The organism is Youngiibacter multivorans (assembly GCF_017873395.1).
Classification (GTDB): Bacteria; Bacillota; Clostridia; order Clostridiales; family Clostridiaceae; genus Youngiibacter; species Youngiibacter multivorans.
The window spans coordinates 17,860-37,402 of the sequence record NZ_JAGGKC010000016.1; the positions used below are offsets into that span (position 1 = coordinate 17,860).

Genomic DNA, 19,543 nt, shown 5'->3' on the forward strand with positions numbered 1-19,543 from the left:
TAATGGGTTCAAGCAAGCTAAAACTTCTGTACATACTTGAGATGCTGAAGAAACACACTGACCAGGACAATACGCTATCGATGAGCGACATCATCAGCAGGCTGGAGTCCCTTGACATACAAGCGGAACGAAAGTCGATAAACGCCGACATCAATATGCTCAGAGACTATGGTTTTGATGTACATATGACCAGGGGCGAAAAATATGGATACTACCTGGAGGAAAGAAGGTTTTCTCTTCCGGAGATAAAGATACTTGTAGATTCCATCCAGTCAGCCCGATTCATATCAAAGGACAAATCAAAGGAAATCATAAGGAAGCTTCTGGATGAACTAAGCGAGAAGAATGCGAAGATCATTGAATCCGAAGTCTATCTGTCCGGGCGGATAAAGGCTGAAAATGATGAGGTCTTCAGCTCGATTGACCTTATCCTAAAGGCAATAAAGTCAAACAGGAAGATTGGATTCAAATACCTGGAGTATACTACTGAAAAGAAGAAAAAATTCAGGTTCGATGGATACAGGTTCGTGCTTTCACCTTACGCACTGACATGGACCAGTGACAAATACTACCTCGTCGCGAACAACTCAAAATACGACAATCTCACCCATTACAATATTGACAGGATGTCCGAAGTGGAGATTCTGGATGAGAAGAGGCGTGATTTCAGCGAGGTGTCAGAATACAAGAACAGCTTCAACATTGCTGACTACACCAGAAACCTTCACGGCATGATGACTGGCAAGGTAGAATCGGTTGAAATCAGGTTTTCGAAAGAACTGACAACAGCAGTTATCGACAAATTCGGGGTCGACCTGACAATCAAGGATGTCAAAGAAGATACGTTCGTTGCGAGGGTCAAGGCAGAGATCTCAGATGCGTTCATATCATGGCTCTTTACCTTCGGTAAAAAGGCAGAAGCCATAACTCCTGACCTAAGGGAACTGATGGCGCATAAGGCGAGCGAGCTAAATTCCCTTTATAATCAGCTTCCATCAGCAGATGACTGAATTAGGCATAAAGCGTAAAAATCACCCAATGCCATGGCATGGGTGATTTTATGGTTTATGCTGCTTTTTTCATGAATCCGGAAAAGTCCATTGAGAGGCATACTGTATCTTCACCAGGTCCGCACTCACTGAATCCGATATGCTTGAATAGATTGAGGGACCTGGAATTCCGGGACTTTATCTTGGCAAGGACCTTATCGGTCCTAATTTCAAGGAAGGCATGGGAGAGCAGCCTGTTAAGGGCATTTTTCCCATAGCCCTTGCCCCACATGTCCTTCCTGCCAATTACTATAACCACCTCATGTGCAGGTCCTTTCTGCAGCAGGTTTGCATATCCAATGGCTTTGCCGTTAAGTCTGATCACAAAAAAACGTCCTCTCGATGAAAAGAGGGGAGTATATGAGGGGAGCCGGCAGTTAAGTGCCTTTTCCCTTATGGTCTCACTTATTCCTGGCAATTCGTTAAGGTGCATCCGCACCTCGGGGTCCTCAAGCCAATCGGCGATACCCATGGCATCATCAAATCCGACCTCGCGGCAAAGAGAGATTCCCGAAGCATCCATCGCTATCATCTCCTCGTTGTGTTTTAAGAGATTGTAGCCCATAAAGCAATTTAAATCAAAACCGGTTTCAATTGTAAAACAAGTTTGCCTGATGAAACCTCCATTTCCCTCAATAAATCTCCATTTCCCTTCATTTCCCTGAACTTAAGCAATATTACCCAAAGGAGTCAAGACTTCTCGATACAGGTCCCGGGCTGATTCCAGGGATATTCCAGATCAGAGGAAAATCAGATTCCGGTGTTGACTTGATGCCGCACCTGATGGTATACTAATCAACGTAGTCCTTTTGAGACACAATTTAGGGGTATAGTTCAATGGTAGAGCAACGGTCTCCAAAACCGTTAATGTGGGTTCGAGCCCTGCTACCCCTGCCACAAGAAACCGCAATTCTGCGGTTTTTTTGCTTTTCCCAAACATTTGCCTGAACGTCTTTCTACTCCTGCTTTTAATCATGCGAATGACTGTAAAGTTTGGATGTAGTATAATTAATACATCGAAGGAGGTGGAGAATGTGCTTTCCGATATACTAAGGCTTGATAAATACAAGAATATCGCATTGGTAGGGGCCGGCGGCAAGACCACTCTCATATACCGCCTGTTGGATAACATAAGGCCTAATAGGAAGATACTGGTATCAAGCACCACGATGTTCAAGGAGCCTCACGAATCGAGGTATGACTTCATAGATTATTCGTATAAGGAAGACTACAGCTTTGATGCAATGTCTGGAAATGGTATATATATAGTTTGCAACGGCAGGACTCCCGACAACTTTCTCATAGGGCTGGGGAGAGACGAGGTTGCAAGGCTATCTTCTAATTTCGACAATTCGGTTATAGAATGCGACTACTCCATGGGAAGGCCACTCAAGGGATTCAGATTAAGCGAGGCTGGAGTTCCGGAATCAACAGATGTGACTGTAGGAGTCCTTGATATAGAGGCTCTTGGCCTTGAGGTCAAAAGCGACAACGTATTTCATCTGGACAGGTTCATCGAGGTAACAGGAAGCAGGATCTACAGTATGGTAACACTCGAGAACCTGAAATCCATAGTGGATAATCCCGAAGGACTCTTTCTTGGTGCTTCCGGGAAAAAGGTCCTATTCATAAACAAGGTCGAGAAACACATCGATTTCGAGCTTATGAAGAGACTTGTAGACATCATTGACAAGGACAGGCTTGACATGGTCATTGCAGGCAGCCTTTTCTACGACAGATACAACATATTGTACGGAGGTATTTGATATGAGGTACCTTATACTCGGGGATATACATTCAAACACTGAAGCGTTCGAGGAGATACTCGGCAACGAGAAATATGACAAGGTGCTTTTTCTTGGCGACATCATCGGCTATGCAGCTGAACCAGATAAATGCTATGACAGGTTTCTTGCGCTCGGCGGGCTTGGCGTACTCGGTAACCACGAGAGCGGTGCTATCAGGCAGGAGTCCCTCTTCATATTTTCAAGCAATGCCCGTAAAGGCATACTCCACGCGCTGAAGACTATGAAGCAGGAAAATCTTCAGCACATGAAATCACTGCCTTTATCATTGGAAGTTTCAGATATTGCCATCTGCCACACTCTGCTCGATGAGCCATCAGATTTCAACTATGTCTTCCCCGAGGACAAGGATTCTATTCATCTGAAAAAGACCTTCGCAATAATGAAGAAGAAGGGGATACGGGCACTTTTTACCGGTCATACTCACACGCCATGCATTTTCAGGGAGTCCGGCGATGGAAGCATAGAAGTATTCAAAACAGGAGAAAGTGTGCTGTTCCTTGACGAACGACCTGTAATAATAAATCCTGGCAGTGCAGGACAGGCAAGGAACAGGATACCCATGGCTCATTATGCTGTTTATGACGATGTGCTTAAAAAGGTGTTCTTCAGGACAAGGAACTATGACAAGTCAGCTACTGCAAGGAAGATACGTGAGGCTGACCTGCCCGAGTTTCTTGCAGCCAGGCTGTTCGAAGGAATATGATTCGCTGAAGGAGCTGTGCGCCCCAGATAATCGTTGACGTCCACAATATATCATGATAAAATTTAATTGAATACAATAAGATTTGCGAGGTTTATCATGATAGATGAATTGAAACTGGAAAATCAGCTTTGCTTTGCGGTTTACGCTTTTTCTAGGGAGATTACAAAAATATACAGACCATACCTTGAGCCATTGGGACTTACTTACACCCAGTATCTTGTCATGATCGTACTCTGGGAGAAGGATGGAATTTCCCTCAAGGAGCTGGGCAGCAAGCTAAATCTTGACTCAGGCACACTTACGCCTCTTCTAAAGAAGCTTGAGATGGATGGAAACATACTGAGGGCACGAGACAAGAAGGATGAGCGGAACCTTATAATCCACCTGACGGAGAAGGGAAGGCTGATGCTCGATGAAGCTGAAGCGGTACCAAACAACATAGCCTGCAATCTTCCTATTGGGCTTGATGAAATCGTAAGCCTGAGGGACAAGATAAAAACTATACTCACTGAGATAGAGAAGGTTGAGAAGCTCAAGGCTACGGAAAGCAAGAAACCATAATCCATCAACGTATGGTTTTAAAGTGAATGGAATTCTGGACAAATGAAAACAGGCATTACGCCTGTTTTTTTATTTGTCTTCTTCATTTTCTGACTGGCTCAGAACCCTTGTTTCCTTCAGGGTATTCATGCTCTCGAGGGATGTGAACCTGATGGTGAACACGGTTCCTTTTCCAAGCACGGAGTTTACTGTAATCTTTCCGCCATGCAGCTTGACGATGTTATTTACTATGGTCAGGCCGATTCCGCTGCCTTCAGTAACCTCCCTGGACTTATCCACCCTGTAGAACCTTTCGAATATGTAGGGCAATTCATCCTTCGGAATACCAATACCATTGTCCTTTATCCTGATATAGCAATCGCTGGCATCCTTGTAAAGCTTAATTGATATTTCTCCGTTTCTTGGAGTGAACTTGAGTGCGTTGTGAAGTATGTTTGTCATTACCTGGCTGAGTGAATGCTTATCGCCAATGATCGCGAAGCTGCCCCGCCTTGGATGCTCAAACTTCAGCTTGATGTTCTTGTCCTTGGCAACACCCTGGAAATTGATATGCACTTCCTGAAGTAATTCCTCCAGGTCCAGCTCCTGCATCCTTACCTTCATGCTTTCTGATTCGAATTGTTTGAGTATGTTAAGGTTATCTATCAGCTTTCCGAACCTTATGACCTCTGAATTGAGCGTCTGGAGCCTCTCAGGTGTAGCAGGCAGTATACCGTCTATTATCGCCTCAAGGTTAGTCTGAAGCACGTTCAGTGGGTTCCTCAGCTCATGTGAAACATCTGATACCAGTCGTCTTCTCAGGGTATCCTGCCTGTCCAGCTTCTCACCGAGGGTATTTATGCTTTGCCTGAGCTTCTCGATCTCAGTGACGTCAGATTTGTCCTTCACCCTTGCAGTAAGCTCACCGGATGAAAGATTGTATGCGATGTTCGATATCTTCTCTATGGGCTCCGAGAATTGCCTGGTAAAGAACATGGCAATGAATAGCACCGCAGCGGTTGCGATGATAGCCGACAGGAATACGCTGTAGGATATGGAATTAATGAAATTCCTGTCATCCGGCGATATTATGAGTGATGAGAACTGGCCTATCACAACATATCCTACTATCTGGTCCTCTACCTTTACAGGGATCTCGTATGGAACATACTGTTCAATTGTAAATGGATTAGTCGGATTCTCAAGCTTCTGGGCTTCAATCATCTTAAGCGGGTCCATTGTCCAAATGGGGTTTCTGTCCCAGTCAAGAAGGCTGAGTGTGAAATTGGATATCTCCGCCTCCCTCACAAGCACCTTTCCTGAATACTCGGTCCATATCCCGTCTCTTGTGTAATTTTCACGGAATACCTGAACAATCCTCTCATCTCTCTTGTTCTGGTTGACCTCAAGGTAGCTGTTGAACCTTGAATTTATGGTTATGTTTATCATTATATATGCTATAAGGAGAGACAGCAGGGAGCATATGGTGATTGTCAGTGTAAGCCTGAACTTTATAGACTTCAATTATCCCCACCGCCAAATTTGTATCCAAGCTTGAATACTGTGATGATATATTTCGGGCTCTTGGTATCCTCTTCGATCTTCTTCCTTATGTTCTTGATGTGTACGTCGATAGTCCTGTCAACACCTTCGAAGTCAGCACCCAGGACCTTTTCAATAAGAGTCTCCCTGGAAAGCACTATACCCGGATTCGAAGAGAGTATCTCGAGGATATCGAACTCAATGGGAGTAAGCTGTATGACTTCCCCTCGCACCTTCACTTCACGCCTGTCCCTGTCAATAACCAGGTCCCCGCCATCATACGATGATACGTTGACCGGCTGGCTGTCGTCCTTTATTCGCCGAAACAGTGCATTGACCCTTGCAACAAGCTCCCTGGGGGAGAATGGCTTGACAAGATATTCGTCGGCTCCGATTTCAAGACCTCTTATCCTGTCCTCAAGGCTTGATTTTGCCGTAAGCATGAATATGTATGCGCTTGATTTGGACCTGATCCGCCTGCAGACCTCTTCGCCTGAAATGTCAGGCAGCATAAGGTCAAGGATCACAAGGTCGAAGTCATTGGCTCCTGCGTATTCCAGTCCCTTATATCCTCGGTCGGCAGTGAAGACCTCGTAGTCTTCCTTCCTCAGGTATGCTGCGATCGCTTCGAGCACCGAAGTTTCGTCCTCTATAATAAGTATCTTGCTCATAAAACATCACCTCATTCACTTAGATTATATCAACCAGAACATATATATGCAAAGGGTTGGCAAATGCATAGTGATGTTGAAATCAAGCCACGGAAGGAGTAATATTGAATTGAACAATTGAGCAATCATTCAATCGAGGTGAACATATGGAAACATGCGAGATAACGCTTATACACAAGGAGCTTGCAGATGAAGCACAGGGAAGCCTTCCTGATGACTCTGTCATATTGGGAATGGCCGATTTCTTCAAGGTCTTCGGAGATCCGACACGAGTAAGGATCCTCACCGCCCTCAGGAGAAGGGAGCTTTGCGTATGCGATCTCGCCTACGTTCTTGGAATGTCGTCATCTGCAGTAAGCCACCAGCTTAGGGGACTTAAATCTGCAAGACTGGTGAAGAACAGGCGTGATGGGAAAATAATGTATTACTCACTGTCGGACGAGCATGTTGAGAAGATACTCGACCTCGGATTCACGCATATGGAGGAGTGAGCATCATGGTAAAGAAAGAACTTATACTCGAAGGTGAAGTATGCCCCAACTGTGCCATAAAAATAGAAGATGAAGTCAGAAGGCTCGGAAACGTAAGCTCTGCAAGCCTTAATGTGATGAAAGGGACTATGGTCCTTGAACTTGAAGATGGATTCGACCAGGGGACAGTGGATGCAACCAGGGAGATAATAAACAGGCATGAACCTAATGTAAAGGTGCATGAGGAAGAATCAAAGCAGAACAAGCCGGAAGAAAAAGACCCTCTTCTAAAGGAAAAGTTGACTTTAGGAGGAGCACTTGTGATTTTTGCTGCAGGCTTCCTTTTCGAGAACAGTCCGGCAGGCCTTCCGCTTTTCCTTGCAGCATACATCCTTTCAGGGTATCCGGTGCTTTATAGGGCAGTCCGGAATATAACAAGAGGGGATATCTTCGATGAAAACTTCCTGATGACCATAGCTACCGTTGGCGCATTCGCTATCGGGGAATACCCGGAGGGTGCTGCTGTAATGATATTCTATCAGATAGGTGAGCTTTTCCAGGATATTGCAGTAATGAGCTCCAGGAGGAGTATAACCAGCCTTCTTAAGATAAGGCCGGACTATGCTGTCCTCTTTTCTGACGGAGAAGAGAGAAGGGTTGACCCAAAAGCCTGCGTACCTGGAGATATTATAGTCATAAGGCCAGGCGAGAAGGTTCCTCTTGACTCCACCATCATAGAAGGTTCTACCTCTGTTGACACCAGGGTAATGACCGGAGAATCAATGCCAAGGGACCTTAATCCCGGAGATGCCCTTCTTTCAGGGTTCGTAAACATCTCCGGACTTGTGAAGGCAAGGGTTGATAAGACATTCGGTGAATCCTCCGTTTCAAAGATACTGAGGATTGTCCAGGAGGCTTCTCTCAACAAGGCGAAGACTGAACAATTCATAACGAAGTTCGCAAGGATATATACACCTATTGTCGTCGGACTTGCAACCGCGCTAGCAGTTATTCCGCCGCTTGTTACAGGAGATACGTTCTCTGTATGGCTGTACAGGGCACTCATATTCCTGGTAATTTCATGCCCGTGCGCACTCGTCATTTCAATCCCTTTGGGATTTTTCGGTGGAATCGGTGCTTCTTCCAGAAACGGAATACTTGTAAAGGGTGGAAATTTCCTTGAAGCCCTCAATGAAGTAGGGACTGTAGTGTTCGATAAGACAGGAACACTGACAGAGGGTGTATTCGAGGTAACTGAAGTGGTGACCGATATGGACAGGCACGAGTTCATGGGTCTTGCAGCACTTGCTGAATCTTCCAGTCCTCACCCTATAGCAAAGTCTGTAGTTGATGCCTACAACGGGCAGATCGACAGATCAATGATAAGGGAAGCTAAGGAGATCCCGGGTATGGGAGTTTCACTGACAACTACCGACGGGGATGTATACCTTGCTGGAAATTCCCGGCTTGTAAGTGTCGAAGGTGAATCAAACCAGGGAACAAGGATTCATGTTTCAAAGAACGGCAGGCACATTGGTACCATCATACTGTCCGACAGGCTTAAGGCAAATGCGAAAGAGACTATAGCGCACCTGAAGAAGAGGGGCATAGCTACTGTGATGCTTACCGGAGACATCAGGGAAAACGCCATGTCTGCAGCTTCGGACCTGGGTATTGACGAAGTTCACTACCAGCTTATGCCGGAAGACAAGCTTAGGATCCTTGAGGAAAAGCTTGGAACAGGCAGGAAGCTGATCTTTGCCGGTGACGGTATAAACGACACTCCGGTGCTTGCAAGAGCTGACATCGGCGTTGCAATGGGAGCAATGGGATCGGATGCTGCAATAGAGGCGGCAGATGTGGTAGTTATGGATGACGACCCTATGAAGATCGCCACCAGCATGGATATTGCAGCCTATACCAGGACCATAGTCTACCAGAACATTGCCTTCGCACTTGGAGTCAAGGCTCTTGTGATGCTGCTTGGAGCGCTGGGCGAAGCGACTATGTGGCAGGCTGTGTTTGCTGATGTAGGCGTGGCATTCCTTGCAATCCTCAATTCCATGAGAATCATGCGGAAGGATTTCCGGAGGAACAGCTGATTGGCTGGATTCCAGCGAAGTTTGAAAGGTACTGGAATAATGCATGGAAATCTGATTCGCATTCCCAAAACAACATAAAAACGGAAGAATTCAAGCTCCAATTTACCTGTTTCACAAATCGAGTTCAAATTTTCATCAAAGTCTTTATAAGTTCTTCACATTTCATCTATATAATTCATTTGTAATGAAAATGTAACAATTAAGAACATGTTACAGGGGGTAATGATGAAGAACATCAGACTTAAAGTGACTGCGGCCATACTGGCAAGTGTATTGCTGTTCGGTACTTCAGTACCGGTAATGGCAGATCCATTGACCACAGAACAGAGTCAGCAGCTCGACACCACACAGGCAGAATATGAAGCCATTGAGGCTAAGATACACGACCTGCACGAGAAACTTGATGTAATACTTGATGATATTACTGACATAATGGTAAAAATAGATGATACCAAAGCTCAGATCGCAGGAGTCCAGGCGAAGGTTACAGCCAAGGAAGCTGAGATAGCTGCAATCCAGGCTGAACTGGACATAAAGACCAAGGAGTACGGAGACAGGCTCAGAGCCATGTACATGCAGGGCAACACCGGTCTCATAGACGCCATCCTCGGTTCAGAGAGCCTTGCAGACCTCATAGCAAGAGCAGATGCGATCATAAAGATTGCAAAGATCGACAAGCAGATGCTTGACGAGATAAACACACTCAAGGCTGACCTTGAAGTCCAGAAGGAAGCCCTTCAGGATGAGATAGCCACACTTAACGACCTCAACATTCAGAACGAGGCTGACCTTGCATCCGTAAAGGTAAAGCAGGACGAGACCAATGTGGTACTTGCTGAGATGGAGACTGAAGAGAAGAAGCTCAGAGGAAGCCTCGAGCAGCAGGAAGCAGGTCTCATAGGAGATTATGCATCCGTTATAAACAGCTCCAGCAGCTCAGACAGTGACCTCAACGCCGCTATCACGGCACTCAGGGCAGTAAGAAGCCAGGTAATAACTGACAAGGTAGATGATCAGATAGTCGCTCTCATCGAAAAGGCAAAGAGCGTACTCAGGGAAAGGGAAGCAGCCAGACAGGCAGCGGCTTCAGCAAGCAGCTCTGCTTCAAGGGGAAATGTTTCGGCATCCTCCAGTGCAATAGTCAACTACGCCTACAACTTCCTTGGTATCAGATATGTATGGGGCGGAAACACCCCGAGCACAGGATTTGACTGTTCAGGCTTCACAAAGTACGTATATGCGCACTTCGGAGTCAATCTTCCAAGGGTATCCAGAGAGCAGGCACAGGTAGGAACGTACAAATCTGTTGCTGAAAGGCAGCCGGGAGACCTCCTTTACTTCGGTTCAGGCGGCAGGGTAACCCATGTAGGAATATACATAGGAAACAACCAGATGATCCACGCTCCGAGACCTGGAAAGTCTGTAGAGATAACTACTCTCAGATACTACAACAATTATATGGGCGCAAGAAGGATCATAGGAAACTAATCATCACGGGACTCCAGAGAGATTTGGAGTCCCTTTTATATTCTGAAGGATTTGGTTTATAATCAAAGCAAGGGGGTGAGTTTTTGGACATTCTCAATGTAGTAAAGGAAGTCGTGAACCTCACTGAAGAAGAGATACGGAAGATGGATCCGATAAACATAATGCTTATAGGAAAGACCGGAACAGGAAAGAGCACACTGATCAACAACATATTCAGGGAGAACCTGGCAAGGACAGGAGTCGGAAGACCTATAACGAAGCACCTGAAGAAAATAAGCAAGGAAGGCGTTCCCATAAACCTCTACGATACCAGGGGGCTTGAGCTTGACAATGAAGTTCAGCAGGAGGTAAGACGGGAAATAGATCAGGAAATTGCCCGTCTCAAGGCAACTGAGGGTGGAAGGGATGACATTCATGTAGTGTGGTTCTGCATCAATGCAGCCACAAACAGGCTCGAGAAGTTCGAGGAGGAATGGATCAGGGAGCTGACTGACGAGGCTCCGGTAATCGTAGTCCTGACCCAGAGCTTCGACAAGAAGGCTTCCGCTATGTTCAAGGAGTATATCGAAGGGCTTTCGCTCGGAATCGAGGGAGTACAGAGGGTTATAGCCGCTCCATACGACTTCGGGGATTTCAAGGTTCCTGCATTCGGACTTGAGGGACTTGTCGGAGAGACACTTAAAGCCATACCGGAGAGTGCGGAAAAGGCTTTTATCAACGCCCAGAAGGTAGACATCGGTAAAAAGGCCGAGTATGCGAAGAAGTGGACGAAGGGCTTCATTGCAGAGACCTTCATGGTGGGCTTCACGCCTATTCCCTTCGCTGATGCACCGATCCTGGCATCCAGCCAGGTGGCCATGATTGCAAAGATAACCAGCATATTCGGAATATCCATGGACAAGGCTGTCATAACCTCTGTTGTGTCCTCAGCCGCAGGCATCTCAGGCGCCATAATAACCGGAAGGACCCTCGTATCAAACCTTCTTAAGCTTGTTCCGGGAGCCGGCACAATAGTCGGCGGACTGATATCAGGAGGAACCGCTGCGCTAATCACAACCGCCCTTGGCTATGCCTACATCGAGGTGATGGTAAAGGTTGCAGAACGTGAATATCAGGGCAATAAAATAGGTGAAAGCGAGCTCACAAAACTAATGAAGGGTGAGCTTGAAAAGCAGCTTAAACTTCTGAAGGAAAGAAAAAAATAGAGCATTAAAAAAAATAGAGAAGCTCGTCAGAGCTTCTCTATTGCTATTTCATTCAATTTAAGCAGTTCAAGTGCGTAATCATCGACCCTGTAGTCGTCATGGTAATAAACCCTGGTTATTCCCGACTGAATAAGTGCCTTTGTGCAGTTCAGGCAGGGGAAGTGCGTCACATAAAGGACAGAATCCTTCAAGGGAATCCCTTCCTTCGCGCAATACGAGATGCAGTTCAGCTCAGCGTGCAGGGTGGCTATGCAGTGACCATCTCTCATGGTATGGCCAACCTCATCGCAATGCGGGGTCTTTCTCCCTACGCTGCCGTTATAGCCGGTTGCTATAATCCTGTTCTCCCTGTTGACTATCACCGCTCCAACATTTGCCCTGTCACAGGATGACCTTTCACCTGCAAGCTTAGCAAGATTCATGAAATATTCATTCCATGACTGCCTCGGTTTTCTCTCCTTTGTACTTTTCACCATCTCATAGCTCTTCATTTTTTCCCTCCAATATCATCTTAACGTGGGGTATTCCATCTTCAAGGTATTCTTCATCATCAGTCCTTTTGAATCCAAGGGATAAATAGAACCCCATGGCCTGGACCTGGGCACCGATCCTTATTGGGCCTTTCCCGGCTGCCTTTAGCGCTTCCTCCATGAGAATCCTGCCATATCCTTTGCCTCTGAAGGAGCCTGCTGTAAGTATCCTTCCTATTGACCTGGATCCGTCTGTATCATATGGAAGTATCCTTGCATATGCCGCTATTTTCCTGTCCTCCAGGACCATGACATGGATACATTCCCTGTCAAGTCCATCAAGGTCAAGGAATGCGCAATCCTGTTCTACTACAAAAACCTCCTGCCTGACCCTCATCACATCGTACAGCAGGTCGTTGTCCATTTCATTCCACTTCCTAATAAGTATCTTCATCGCCAAATCTGTCACCATCCATGGGCATTTTAATTAATATTAGCAATATTGGGGATAAAAATCCATATATGTCGGGCAAACCTTTTCACTTGGTGCTAAACTTATTGTAAGGAACCTAATTTGAGGGGTGATGTTATGTCAGCAATTTCCACCATAGACTTCAAGGAGCTCAAAAAGGAAAAGGATGAACTGGTAGTTCGGGCAGGCTATCTGCAGAGGCTTATCATGGCCAAGAAGATCCCTGTAATGATCGTATTTGAAGGTGTCCATGCTTCAGGAAAAGGCAGACTTTCAAATGAGCTGCTGCTCGCACTGGATGCAAGATATACTGATTTCTACGCAACCCACAAACCTACGGAAGATGAGCTCAGAAGACCGCTTCTCTGGCAGTATTCTGTAAACGCGCCGACGTACGGCAATATCAACATCTACTACAGAAGCTGGTACTCCCTGTATATTGCACTGATCAATCAGAAGTTCGAGCTGAACAGATATACAGACAAAAAATCGCTGGTAAAGGAGATCAGGGATTTCGAGAAGACCCTGATTGATGACGGCACTGTCCTTATCAAGTTCTATCTTAACATCTCGAAGGAAAAGCAGATGGAGCACATAAGGAAAATGCGGGAAAACCCGAGGACCATGTGGAGAGCACAGGAGTATGACGCTGAAAACGACGAGAGATATGAGCAGGAAATGAAGAAGCTGCTTAAGGATGGAAACCATAGCGAGGCTCCTTGGCATCATATTGAGTATGACGTGAGGGAGAGGGCTGTAAACGAAATGCTCAGGACAGTCACTTCTGTTCTTGAGAAGGCGATTGCTGAGCATGACAGGAAATCCTCCGAGTTGAAGGAACGGGATGGAAAATTCAAAGGACCCAAGGATGGAGCACTTGATGGATTTGACAAGTGCATCACCATAGAAAAGAAGGAATATAGGGAAAAGCTCGAGAACCTCCAGCAGAGGATGAGGGAGGTCCAGTATACTCTGTACCAGAAGAAGGTTCCTCTCTTCGTGGTCTACGAGGGCTGGGATGCGGGAGGAAAAGGCGGAAACATCAAGAGGCTGGTTGAACCTCTTGACCCGACTATGTACATTGTAAACACGACCGCAGCTCCAAACGAATCCGAAAGGAATCATAATTATCTGTGGAGATTCTGGACCACAATTCCTAAATCAGGTCACATATCCATATACGACAGGTCCTGGTATGGAAGGCTCATGGTTGAAAGGGTGGAGGGTTTCGCCACAAATCAGGAATGGTCGAGGGCATACCAGGAGATCAATGATTTTGAGGAGTCCCAGACCAATTTTGGTGCTATAGTGATAAAACTCTTCCTGTACATCTCCAAGGAAGAGCAGCTGACGAGATTTGAGGACAGGCAGTCCGACCCCAACAAGGTATGGAAGATAACTGACGAAGACTGGAGAAACAGGGAAAAGTGGGATATCTATGTTGAAGCAGTCAATGACATGATTGAAAAGACAGACAAAAAGAATGCACCATGGATTGTCATAAACGGCAACGACAAGAGGTATGCAAGGGTAAAAGCTCTTGAGACCATAGTCGAAATCTGTGAAAAAAAGCTTTATGAAAAGAGCGGGAAATAGAAAAAATGAACGGAATGGGCCTGAGGCTCATTCCGTTCATTTCATTTATCATAAAGTTACTATTCTAATCCGATCCTTCTAAAGCTTTGATCTTTGGCTGCTTTTCCTTGCTAGTCCTCTCGAACCTGACAGTAAGTTCCAGCCCTATAGCTCTTCTGAACTGATAGGAGAGTGATGCAAGCTCCTCTTCCTTGAATCTCGGGTCCTCAGTGACACTGGCTGTTATTTCCATAGCCTTATCGCTTACTGTGCATGATAATATCCTTGTGCTTGAAAGCCTGCCGTGATTGATTGCCTCCGCTGTCTTGATCAGCATGCCAAGCTTTTCTATGGTGGCAATATCTCTGTCAGTCAGCATTTTCCTGCTGAAGTAGTCCCTCAGAATGTCATTGTTGCTGGTTGTTGTCGCTGATGCCGCAGCCATAAGTATCTGCTTCTGTGAGATCCCGTTAATCGGAGCGTTCAATATGCTGTAGAATGTATTCCTGTCTCTCTGGAAATAATTAAGACTGGTGCCAATGTCATAAAGGTAAGCAGCTGTCTTAAGCACCTTTCCGTTGCCTGTGAGATAAGGGTACTTCCTGCAAAGCGCAGCATACATGGCTGATGCATGCCTGAAGAGCTCACGGCCTTCGTAGTCATGGTACATGTGTATGTTGATTATGTTATCGAGTGAAAAATCCAGAACATTCCTGATTCTTTTTTTACCACCCAGGATGTACTCGAAAAGCAGACCGTCCCTAACTCCGGCACCGGAAACGAAAAGTTTCCTGGAGCCTGTTGTTTCCATAAGCTTTCCCACTGCCGCCACAGACCCAATGAATATGTCCTCCCTGTCCCTGCCAAGACCTGCGACCTTTTTGCCGCTGTCACAGATATAGTCCCTGACAAGGGAATATATCTCATCAACATCCTGCTTTTCCAGGGAATAATTATGAGCGATGAACATGGCGTAATCTTTCCTATATCTGTCGATCTTTCCGAGTGTTCGGACTGATCCTCCGATTCCGACGAGCGGCAGTCCTGCTGCATTCTTGAGCCAGGGCACTTCATTCAGGCTGGTCTCAAGGAATTTTGCAAGCCTTGCCTCATTCTTCCGGGATGATTTGAGATTATATTTCTCTGTAAGCGAGATGGAGCCGAAGGGTATCGAGACTGAATCCTGAAGGATCCGGTTTTCGATGTGGACTATCTCCATACTGCTTCCTCCGATGTCAAACATCAGGCAGTCCCGAAGGTCAAGGGTGTTCACTGTAGCATAATAGTCATAGAACGCTTCCTCTTCGCCTGAAAGGACCTTGATTTCACGGCCAAGTGCTATCTTCGCCTTTGACAGGAACTCCTCCTTGTTTTTGGATCTCCTGACAGCCTCAGTCGCCACTGCGATGATCTCCCTGGTTTCTCTGGAATCAAGATATCCTTTGAAGCTCTCGAGGGCAGAAATGGCGTAATCCATTCTTTCTTTATTGAGGTAACCGTCTTCCATTCCCTGGCCAAGCCTTGCCGACCTCTTTATCTGACCTATTATCTTGTAGCTTTTTTCCTGGACCTCATATATTACAAGCCTCATCGAGTTGGAGCCTATGTCAATAATACCCAGCCTCATCGGTTCACCTTCCTGTCATATAGATATTTCTTCTTAATTATACGCTATTCCAGCCTTTTCTGTCTGAAAATAGTCGGATGATGTGTCCGAATATTCCTGCTGTCAGCAGCAATTCCCCTAAATATTGAATCCAGTCTGTTAATTTTGCATTATTCTGAAACATATAGGCATTGGATGCTATATAATTAAAATATAGATATTTAGGTGGTGGTTTTTTTGTCTGAGGTCGTATTGTCCAGCAGCAATTTCATAAACCGGGAGATAAGCTTCCTTGAATTCAACGAGAGGGTTCTTGACGAAGCGCGGAATAAAGACAATCCGCTTTTCGAAAGGATCAAGTTTGCTGCGATTGTCGTGTCGAACCTCGATGAGTTCTACATGATACGATATGGCTCACTATCTGACCAGATCCATGCGGGGCTGGTCAGATCAGATCCTTCCGGAAGGACTCCCATGGAACAGGCTAAGGACATCAATGACAGGGCGAGAGTCCTAATTGATGACTTGTATGAGTGCTACCTAAGGGACCTGATTCCGGCTCTTTCAGTCCTTAAAATCAGCTTCCTCAAACAGGACGAGCTTACTTCAAAGCAGAAAGAGTATGTAAACAATCTTTATTGGGAGAGCATATTCCCGGTGCTTACTCCGATGGTAATCGACTCATCAAGGCCATTTCCGCTTATAATGAATAATTCGCTTAACATCGCAATGCTGCTCAGGGATAAAAAGCCTGAGGCAAGGGAGTTCGTAGGGACGATACAGGTACCATCAGTCCTTGACCGTTATCATTACATCCCATCGGATGAACCCGGGATGAAGAGCTACATGCTTCTTGAGGACATAATAAAGATGAACCTCAAGGACCTCTTCAATTCACACGAGATCCTGGATTTTTCATGCTACAGGATTTCGAGGAATGCTGACCTGGAATATGACGAAGAGGATGCTGAAGATCTTCTGGAGGTCATTAAGGAGACTCTGAAGCAAAGGAAATGGGGAAGAGTAATAAAGATGGAGGTTGAAAGAGGTGTCTCTGAAAATCTCCTCGGATACTTAAGGGAAGAATTCGAGCTCGGACTAGACAGCATTTTCAGCATCAGAGGTCCGCTGGACCTTACCTACCTCTTCAAGGTTTCGTCCATGCAGGGATTTGAGCATCTGAAGTTTGAAGAGACCAAGCCACTGCCTGTGCCTGAACTGACCTTCAGCGACGACATGTTCCAGAGCATTACAAAGCAGGATGTGCTTCTCCACCATCCCTATGACTCATTCGATTCGATAATCAGGTTTGTAAAGAGTGCAGCTTCTGACCCCAATGTACTCGCCATAAAGCAGACACTTTACCGGGTAAGCGGAAAGTCTCCGATAGTTGAGGCTCTGGCCGAAGCTGCAGAGAATGGCAAGCAGGTAACAGTACTGGTTGAGCTTAAGGCCAGATTTGATGAGCAGAACAACATAGTTTGGGCAAGGAGGCTTGAAAAGGCAGGGTGCCATGTCATTTATGGAATAGTCGGGATGAAGACACACTGCAAAGCGCTTCTTGTTGTAAGAAGGGAAAATAACAGGATCAAGAGATATGTGCACGTGGGCACAGGAAACTATAACGATGTTACGGCAAGGCTTTATTCGGATGTAGGATTATTCAGTGCAAATGAGGACCTGGCGACAGACATTTCTGACCTCTTCAACATGCTTTCAGGACAATACCAGTCTCATATGATGAAGGTTGTATCACTGGCCCCGGATAACATGCGAAGCTCCATCATCGCTAGAATCGAGAATGAACGAAGGAATGCCAGACAGGGCAGGAGGGCCTTCATTGTAGCCAAGATGAATTCTCTGGTCGACAGGGATATCATAAGGAACCTCTACCTGGCATCACAGGACGGAGTGGAAATCAAGCTCATCATCAGAGGCATATGCTGCCTAAGACCCGGAATAGAAGGCATCAGTGAAAACATCAGGGTATTTTCAATCGTCGGGAGATTCCTTGAGCACTCCAGGATCTTCTATTTCTTCAACGGAGGAAATGAGGACATGCTGATATCCTCAGCGGACTGGATGGAAAGGAACCTCAACAAGCGAATTGAACTCATGGTGCCTGTTCAGGACAAGAAATGCAAAGAAAAGCTAAAAGGCATCATCGACTTCAATCTGAGGGACAACGTCAAGTCAAAGGAGCTCATGCCAGACGGTAAATACATCAGGACATTGACAGGCAGCGAAACCTTCAATTCACAGGAAGAATTCATAGAGAAGACAAGAAAGCGTTTCGAAAAATACAGGAAAAGGGCTGCCAAATCAGAATCATAGGAGGTGCAAAATGAAGATTTACGTTACTCCAAGATACAAGGACTTTGAAAATCTTATCAGAAGGATTGCGAAGGAAGTACCTGATGTGACCATCAAGACCATGGATTACAAGGGTGGTAAGAAGAAGCCCAGTTTTGTCTATAGGGACACCTGCTACAGGTTCGAGAAGAAAGGTGAGCTGATAAGCGCGCTTCAGGAGCTTGCTGCATATGCTGCCAAGGGAGGGTTCAGAAGCATTGAAACTGAGCATACTCCAGATGATGAATCAGTCTATGCTGAAGACGAGATGACCTATGAGGACTCTATACCGGTATCTCCTGAAATCACTGAGGCTGAGTTCATGGAAGAAGCATTGAAGGAAATTCCCGGAGATGATGATGAGATGACTGAAGACCATACAGATGGCGGAGACCTGCTGGATGGCTTCGGGTACAAAGGCGAAGAACAGCTCACATATGATGAATCTGTTCCCGAATCGGTTACCAGGACTGACACCGAAATCATAGAGGAAGCACTCCTGGAGGCAGATACTGATGAACAGGAGGTAAGCTCACCTGACAGAGAGGAAAACGGCGACCTCCTCGACGCATTCGACTATAAGGGTGCTGAAGAGGGAGGCTACGACGAGTCTGTGGAGACAGTAACTGAAAAGGATGCAGATCCTGTTGAGGAGGAAGCTTTGAACAGGGCCGGGGACGTTGTTGTGGCAGAGGTTGCAGAAACAGTTGAAGATAAGGGCAATCTGCTTGAATCTTACGGCTATAGCGGTGGAGATGACTATAATCGTCCCGAGCCTGATATATCGCCTTCTCAGCCAGATTCAGCTCTGCTCGCCCCTGATTCTGACGCTAATGAGGAAAAGGAGGCAGAATACAGCCCGATTCCTACGGCTCCGGTTATGAGTAATGAGGAGCTTCTGGAAGAAGCACTGTCTGACTCACCTCATGATCCAAATACCAGTGTCCTCATACCTGAGGAGAGGAAGGGGAACCTTCTTGATGACTTCTCATATATGGAGGGTGTCAAGCTGTCGTATGATGACTCAATTCCAACATCTTCCGGAAAGCCTGAAACCGAGGTTCTGGAGGATGCACTGAAACAGCTTGATACTGAGCCTGAGACATTAGAGCTGATAGAGACTGAAAAAGGAGACCTCCTCGATGATTACGGCTACATGGGACAAGAAGGAGAGGACTATATCGACCTGGATTCCATCAGTAGAAAGAATGTGGTGGATCTCATCCCTGAATACCATGCTGATGCAGAAACTGACAAAAGCAGCTCATTCAGCTATGTGGAGGATACAGGGGAGGAGGACATACTGGTGGAGCTTGGCTACAAGGAAAAGCCCTCTTCACATGTAACCGAGGAAGATGACACCATAACACTGGAAATACCGGTGGAAAAATATAATCTCGACGAACTGAAAATAAGGATCAAATTTGGACACTTCGGCGAACCGGGATCAACCTACGAAACCAGAAAAGACTGAATAAATCGATTATCAC

Annotated in this window: 17 protein-coding genes and 1 tRNA gene; 12 read left to right on the forward strand and 6 right to left on the reverse strand. The window is 46.0% G+C overall.

All coding sequences use genetic code 11. The features are described 5' to 3' along the window. Window positions 1–2: 2 nt before the first annotated feature. Window positions 3–1,010, forward strand: a complete 1,008-nt coding sequence (locus J2Z34_RS09975; RefSeq protein ID WP_209459725.1) for a helix-turn-helix transcriptional regulator — start codon at window positions 3–5, stop codon at window positions 1,008–1,010. A 55-nt stretch (window positions 1,011–1,065) separates the two neighbouring features. Here J2Z34_RS09975 and J2Z34_RS09980 read toward each other — a convergent pair whose 3' ends face one another. Continuing rightward, complete coding sequence (locus J2Z34_RS09980; protein WP_209459726.1) at window positions 1,066–1,614, reverse strand: GNAT family N-acetyltransferase; 549 nt, start codon at window positions 1,612–1,614, stop codon at window positions 1,066–1,068. 258 nt (window positions 1,615–1,872) lie between these two features. Here J2Z34_RS09980 and J2Z34_RS09985 point away from each other — a divergent pair. From J2Z34_RS09985 to J2Z34_RS10000, 4 genes are all read left to right on the forward strand, one after another. Next, window positions 1,873–1,946: transfer RNA gene (locus J2Z34_RS09985), tRNA-Trp, on the forward strand. A 137-nt stretch (window positions 1,947–2,083) separates the two neighbouring features. Next, window positions 2,084–2,815 (forward strand): selenium cofactor biosynthesis protein YqeC, encoded by a 732-nt coding sequence (gene yqeC / locus J2Z34_RS09990; RefSeq protein WP_209459727.1) that lies wholly within the window; start codon window positions 2,084–2,086, stop codon window positions 2,813–2,815. Between the two features lies 1 nt (window position 2,816). Next, window positions 2,817–3,560: a metallophosphoesterase family protein gene (locus J2Z34_RS09995; protein ID WP_209459728.1), complete on the forward strand. Its 744-nt coding sequence runs from the start codon at window positions 2,817–2,819 to the stop codon at window positions 3,558–3,560. 96 nt (window positions 3,561–3,656) lie between these two features. Next, the gene (locus tag J2Z34_RS10000) at window positions 3,657–4,121 is read left to right on the forward strand and encodes a MarR family winged helix-turn-helix transcriptional regulator (RefSeq protein WP_209459729.1); all 465 of its coding nucleotides are present in this window, start codon (window positions 3,657–3,659) and stop codon (window positions 4,119–4,121) included. Between the two features lie 69 nt (window positions 4,122–4,190). Here the strand turns inward: J2Z34_RS10000 and J2Z34_RS10005 are convergent, their stop codons facing one another. Together J2Z34_RS10005 and J2Z34_RS10010 are read right to left on the reverse strand one after the other, a co-directional pair. Then, window positions 4,191–5,624: a sensor histidine kinase gene (locus J2Z34_RS10005; RefSeq protein ID WP_209459730.1), complete on the reverse strand. Its 1,434-nt coding sequence runs from the start codon at window positions 5,622–5,624 to the stop codon at window positions 4,191–4,193. Next, complete coding sequence (locus J2Z34_RS10010; protein ID WP_209459731.1) at window positions 5,621–6,313, reverse strand: response regulator transcription factor; 693 nt, start codon at window positions 6,311–6,313, stop codon at window positions 5,621–5,623. The genes J2Z34_RS10005 and J2Z34_RS10010 overlap by 4 nt, the downstream gene beginning before the upstream one ends. Window positions 6,314–6,459: 146 nt before the next feature. On the opposite strand from J2Z34_RS10010, the gene J2Z34_RS10015 reads away from it, so the two are divergent. The 4 genes from J2Z34_RS10015 to J2Z34_RS10030 all read left to right on the forward strand — a co-directional run bounded on the left by J2Z34_RS10015 (window position 6,460) and on the right by J2Z34_RS10030 (window position 11,578). Next, on the forward strand, window positions 6,460–6,804 hold the full coding sequence (locus J2Z34_RS10015; protein WP_209459732.1) for an ArsR/SmtB family transcription factor: 345 nt from the start codon (window positions 6,460–6,462) through the stop codon (window positions 6,802–6,804). A 5-nt stretch (window positions 6,805–6,809) separates the two neighbouring features. Continuing rightward, window positions 6,810–8,885, forward strand: a complete 2,076-nt coding sequence (locus J2Z34_RS10020; RefSeq protein ID WP_245250612.1) for a heavy metal translocating P-type ATPase — start codon at window positions 6,810–6,812, stop codon at window positions 8,883–8,885. A gap of 225 nt (window positions 8,886–9,110) precedes the next feature. Then, window positions 9,111–10,373 (forward strand): C40 family peptidase, encoded by a 1,263-nt coding sequence (locus J2Z34_RS10025; RefSeq protein ID WP_209459734.1) that lies wholly within the window; start codon window positions 9,111–9,113, stop codon window positions 10,371–10,373. Window positions 10,374–10,456: 83 nt separating this feature from the next. Next, window positions 10,457–11,578 (forward strand): YcjF family protein, encoded by a 1,122-nt coding sequence (locus tag J2Z34_RS10030; protein WP_245250613.1) that lies wholly within the window; start codon window positions 10,457–10,459, stop codon window positions 11,576–11,578. Window positions 11,579–11,604: 26 nt separating this feature from the next. Here the strand turns inward: J2Z34_RS10030 and J2Z34_RS10035 are convergent, their stop codons facing one another. Continuing rightward, the gene (locus tag J2Z34_RS10035) at window positions 11,605–12,069 is read right to left on the reverse strand and encodes a deoxycytidylate deaminase (protein ID WP_209459735.1); all 465 of its coding nucleotides are present in this window, start codon (window positions 12,067–12,069) and stop codon (window positions 11,605–11,607) included. After that, on the reverse strand, window positions 12,056–12,502 hold the full coding sequence (locus tag J2Z34_RS10040) for a GNAT family N-acetyltransferase (RefSeq protein ID WP_209459736.1): 447 nt from the start codon (window positions 12,500–12,502) through the stop codon (window positions 12,056–12,058). Before J2Z34_RS10040 ends, J2Z34_RS10035 begins: the two co-directional genes overlap by 14 nt. 135 nt (window positions 12,503–12,637) lie before the next feature. On the opposite strand from J2Z34_RS10040, the gene J2Z34_RS10045 reads away from it, so the two are divergent. Further along, the gene (locus J2Z34_RS10045; protein ID WP_209459737.1) at window positions 12,638–14,116 is read left to right on the forward strand and encodes a phosphate--AMP phosphotransferase; all 1,479 of its coding nucleotides are present in this window, start codon (window positions 12,638–12,640) and stop codon (window positions 14,114–14,116) included. Between the two features lie 64 nt (window positions 14,117–14,180). Here J2Z34_RS10045 and J2Z34_RS10050 read toward each other — a convergent pair whose 3' ends face one another. Beyond that, window positions 14,181–15,722 (reverse strand): Ppx/GppA family phosphatase, encoded by a 1,542-nt coding sequence (locus tag J2Z34_RS10050; RefSeq protein ID WP_209459738.1) that lies wholly within the window; start codon window positions 15,720–15,722, stop codon window positions 14,181–14,183. Between the two features lie 216 nt (window positions 15,723–15,938). Here J2Z34_RS10050 and ppk1 point away from each other — a divergent pair, with 216 nt between their 5' ends. Both ppk1 and J2Z34_RS10060 read left to right on the forward strand, forming a co-directional pair. Further along, window positions 15,939–18,035 carry a polyphosphate kinase 1 gene (gene ppk1 / locus J2Z34_RS10055; RefSeq protein ID WP_245250614.1) on the forward strand — a complete coding sequence of 699 codons (2,097 nt, stop codon included), beginning with the start codon at window positions 15,939–15,941 and terminating at the stop codon, window positions 18,033–18,035. Between the two features lie 10 nt (window positions 18,036–18,045). After that, window positions 18,046–19,527 (forward strand): hypothetical protein, encoded by a 1,482-nt coding sequence (locus J2Z34_RS10060; protein WP_209459739.1) that lies wholly within the window; start codon window positions 18,046–18,048, stop codon window positions 19,525–19,527. Window positions 19,528–19,543: the final 16 nt, after the last annotated feature.